This window comes from Caldisericaceae bacterium (assembly GCA_036574215.1).
Lineage (GTDB): Bacteria > Caldisericota > Caldisericia > Caldisericales > Caldisericaceae > Caldisericum.
The window spans coordinates 1-4,423 of sequence record JAINCR010000069.1 but is presented as its reverse complement, the minus strand read 5'-3'; the positions used below and the strand labels follow the sequence as shown (position 1 = coordinate 4,423).

Below are 4,423 nucleotides of genomic sequence, written 5' to 3'. Positions count from 1 at the left end.
GTTTACCATCAACTGTAATGTTTTTAAGAGTTTCGTTTGTGATTGAATCAACGAACTTAACTTCAAAGGTCTTCCCGCAGGAGGAAAGGCAAAATGCACCAACTATTAAGAGTATTATCAAAAGTAAAAATACGTTTTTTTTCATAGCAACTTAATTTTACAACATGGTAACACTTTTACCAAATGTTCTTACCTAAAAGTTTTTACCCCGACCTTAGGGCAGATAGATGTAAGCGGACATTTTGAACACAATGGGCTTACAGGCTTACACACATTTTGACCAAAGGTAACAAGATACTGGTTTATCTTTTTCCAGTATTTTTTAGGTAAAATTTTTCTTAATTCTTCTTCTGTTTGCTCAGGAGTTTTTGTTTTAACCCAACCAAGTCTATTACTTATGCGATGCACATGGGTATCAACGCAGATTCCATATTCGTCAAAAGCCTCTGTAATTACAAGATTTGCGGTTTTTCTACCAACACCTTTAATCTTTAGAAGTTCATCAAGTGTGTTGGGCACTTTTCCTCCATACTCTTCTATGAGAACGTCTGCAATTCCTTTTAACTGCACTGCTTTTCTTCTGTAAAAACCAACTGGATAAATGAGTTTTTCAATCTCTTCTACACTCAATTTTTTAAGATCGTGTGGAGTTTTTACCACCTTAAATAGTCTAAGGGAAGCGCTTTCAGTGACGTTATCTTTTGTTCTTAAACTCAAAATAGTTCCTATGAGAATTTTAAAAGGATCTATTTTTTCTTTTTTAATTCTTGCAACAACGGGTTCAAGAAATGCTTCGGTGTATTTTGCGATGATTGGAATTACATAGTCAAAATCTTTTATCTTTTCCATATTTATTTAGTATACTACAATTTTATAAATTCTTTTGATTAGGTTGCTTAAAAATTTTCTGTTGTATTTTTGATGCCAAAATTAAAACCCTGTTAGGAGGAGCCCTTATTCACTGAGGGCATAGAAGGTAGTTTCTTAAGGCTTACTAATACTAAAAGAAGGAAGAAGAACACTGAAGATTCCTCCACACTTCCCTGTCACCTTGAATATTTCTTCTTTGTCATCCTGAGCGTTTTTCTTTGCCATTCTAAGTCCTTTCTTCCCGGTCATCCTGAGGAGCACACTTTCTCTGTCATCCTAAGCACGTTCGCTTTGCTCAGTGTAAACTTTTTAGCGAAGGATCTCATATTTGAGGGGATAAAAAGAACTCCGTCAGGGCTCCCACAAATAAGGGAAAAGGTGTAAAACGATGAGATTCTTCCTCGTTCACTACGTTCGCTCGTCAGAATGACGAAGGGGGATGAGATTCTTCCTCGGCAAAAGGACGCCTCGTCAGAATGACAACAGGGGCTTCGTCTCAGATGACCAAGAGGAGCCTCGTCTCCTCAAAATGATGACAACGGATGAGATTCCTCGCTACCGCTCGAAATGACGAAGGGGGCTTCGCCTCAGAATAACACCCACTACGTCATCCTGAGCACGTTCGCTTCGCTCAGTGTAAACTTAAGCGAAGGATCTCATCTTTTTCTTGCGACTTTGTAATTTTTATGAAATTTAAAAACAATTAATTGAGTTATAATATATTTGACGAGGATAGAACATTGACTTATGGATATTGAAAGCATTTTAAACTACACAATTTTTAATAACACGATAAAAGATTATTTAGAGTTTATATTGCTTTTTTTAGGTGTTAGCTTAATAATTTTTGCATTTTCTAAACTCCTTTTAAAGACTCTTTCAAAGGTGCAAAACAAAGAGAAGTTCGACATAAAAACGATCCTTTTTATTATAAAAAGACTAACCCCAATTTTCTACGTCTTTGCATTTTTACTGAGTGTTGAAAGTCTGAAATTAAACAACTATAAAACTATACTGCATGTAATAGAAAAGGGAATACTTTCAATATCAATTATTTATGTATTTATTCTTCTTGTTGATGTTGTACGCATGGAGATTTTTGCACGATCAAAACTCGTAGATGGTGAGAAAAACACATTAAATATCATTTTTGTTTCAATAAAAATTTTAATTATCCTTTTCGGGTCAATTTTTGTTATAAAAAATTTTATCCCAACTTTTGAAATAAGCTCATTACTTGCGAGTGTTGGAGTTTCGGGCATTATAATCGGCTTAGCATTACAGAAAACCTTACAGGATATTTTTAACTATATTTCACTTGTGCTTGACAAACCATACGTTGAAGGAGACTATATCTTGTTTGATCAATACCAAGGAACGGTGAAAAAAATCGGAATAAGAAGCACACGTCTTGAAAGCCTATCTGGAGAAGAAATAAGCGTGCCAAACTCAGTTATTACAAGTGTCATTATTAAAAATTACTCAAGGTTAACAACAAGGAGAGTTCAAATACTAATTCATGTTCCTTTTGAGACTGACAAGGATAAACTTAAAGAAATACCTTCTATTTTAAAAGCTGCTGTTGAAAGTGTTGAACAAACAGTTTTTGCCTTTGCAAGATTTTCAAACATTTCCGATTACAGTTTTGATTATACTTTAGCTTACTACATAAACGAAATTGACTATAATAGATATATGGAGCTTTTAGAAAAGGTAAATTTAGCGATAGTTGAAAAATTAAGGGAATTTGGAGTTTTTATTACCTATCCTATAGAGGTAGTAAAGTTAGATAATATAAATAAAAAATAAAGGAGGAACTATGAAGAAGATTAATTTGAGTAGCGCAAAAACGCTTGGTATTATTGGTTTTATAATTCTTTTACTATTACCATTTTTCTTTAAAAGATACATGTCTACTTTTATTGTCTCATTAGCTTATTATGTTCTTGTTCTTTTGGCGCTGAATGATATTTCTTCCAAATTAGATAAAAAAGAGATATTCTCAAACTTTCTAACAGCTTCCCTTATATCGGTTTTAGGTGGAGTTGTTGCTATTATCATTGCTATTTTAGGTGGAATATCTTTCCTTGCCTTCTCGTTAAGAGGGCTTGCAGGCTTATTATCAGCATCCGTAATCCTTTATCTTTTACTAATTTATGCAATAGCAGTTATCAGTGCTTATTTTGTAAAAAAGAGTTTTAAAGACTTAGGCGAAGTTTTAAATAACAGTTATTTTAAAACTGGAAGTGACCTTTACTTTATTGGTGCTATCCTACTTATCGTAGTTGTTGGTTTCTTAATTATGTATATCGGTGAAATCTTCTTTCTTATAGGATTTTTGACAATGCAAGATGAGATAGAAATCGAAGAACATACACCTCAAGAATTAGTTTAGTAATTACTTTTATTGTAAGTTTTTGATCCAATTATTTTTGTTTTTAAAGATATGCTTATTGTAGATGGTATTTATTATTCTATTCAAGGTAAAACTATCCTCAATGAGGTGAGTTTTACTTTAGATAGAGAAAAAAAGGTAATAGTTGGAGAAAACGGCTCTGGTAAAACTACTCTTCTTGAGATAATAGTTGGTAATAAAGAGCAAGACAAAGGCTCAGTTTTTGTGAATGGTAAAATTGCCTATGTGCCTCAAGAAATTAAAGCAACCAATAGAACTGGCTTAGAGATCATTGAAGAAGGAATAAAGCAAATTAAAGATATTGAAAGAAAAATAGAAGTTACCCACAATCTTACAGAACCAGATGAAATTTCAGATATTGTTGAAGAGTTTGAAAAACTTGGAGGTTACGCCTACAAAAGCGAAATAACAAAACTTTTAAGTGCATTTGACTTGGATGAAGAAACTGTCAAAAAAAGTATTTCAAATATGAGTGGTGGCGAAAGGACAAAGTGTCTTTTAATAGGTGCGATTTTGTCAAAACCTGACATATTAATACTTGATGAACCGACAAACAATCTTAGCATAGAAACCATCGAAAAACTTGAAACGTATCTAAAAAGTTTTAAAGGTGGAGTGCTTATTGTCTCTCACGACAAAGTTTTAATAAATAAATTAGCAAACTCAATTCTTTATCTTGAAAATGGCAAACTCAAAGAATATCCAGGTAATTACGATAACTTTATGAAAATAAAAACAATCGAAGATGAGACGAAAAGAAAAGAGTTAGAGAAACTTAAACTCTACATTGAAAAAGAGAGGAAATTCATCGAAAAATTTAGATACGGCACTCGGTCAAGTCAAGCGTTAGCAAGAGAAAAACAAATTGAAAAATTAAAACTGCCCGAAACTACATATAACAAAACCATCTCAATTAACATTGAAAGTGGTGATATAGGAAGTGAGAAAGTCTGTGAATTAAGAAATATCTCAAAAGAGTTCGACGGTAAAATTATCCTAAAGGATATCAATTTAAAAATAATGAGGGGCGAGCGTATTGCTCTTATTGGGAAAAATGGCTCTGGAAAAACAACACTTCTTCAAATAATAACAGGCTTTACTCAACCTACCTCTGGTTTTGTTTATTTAGGTCCAAGC

The 4,423-nt window shown here is 32.9% G+C and carries 4 protein-coding genes; 3 read left to right on the top strand and 1 reads right to left on the bottom strand.

From position 1 onward, the window contains the following. Positions 1-189 precede the first annotated feature (189 nt). Positions 190-849 (bottom strand): endonuclease III, encoded by a 660-nt coding sequence (locus tag K6343_04240; GenBank protein ID MEF3245174.1) that lies wholly within the window; start codon positions 847-849, stop codon positions 190-192. A 768-nt stretch (positions 850-1,617) separates the two neighbouring features. Between K6343_04240 and K6343_04235 the strand changes: the two genes are divergently transcribed. The 3 genes from K6343_04235 to K6343_04225 form a co-directional block, all read left to right on the top strand. Beyond that, a complete protein-coding gene (locus K6343_04235; GenBank protein ID MEF3245173.1) occupies positions 1,618-2,679 on the top strand; it encodes a mechanosensitive ion channel family protein in 1,062 nt (353 codons plus the stop codon). Between the two features lie 10 nt (positions 2,680-2,689). Beyond that, positions 2,690-3,265: a DUF996 domain-containing protein gene (locus K6343_04230; protein ID MEF3245172.1), complete on the top strand. Its 576-nt coding sequence runs from the start codon at positions 2,690-2,692 to the stop codon at positions 3,263-3,265. Between the two features lie 51 nt (positions 3,266-3,316). Next, on the top strand, positions 3,317-4,423 hold a 1,107-nt coding region (locus tag K6343_04225), incomplete at its 3' end, for an ATP-binding cassette domain-containing protein (GenBank protein ID MEF3245171.1).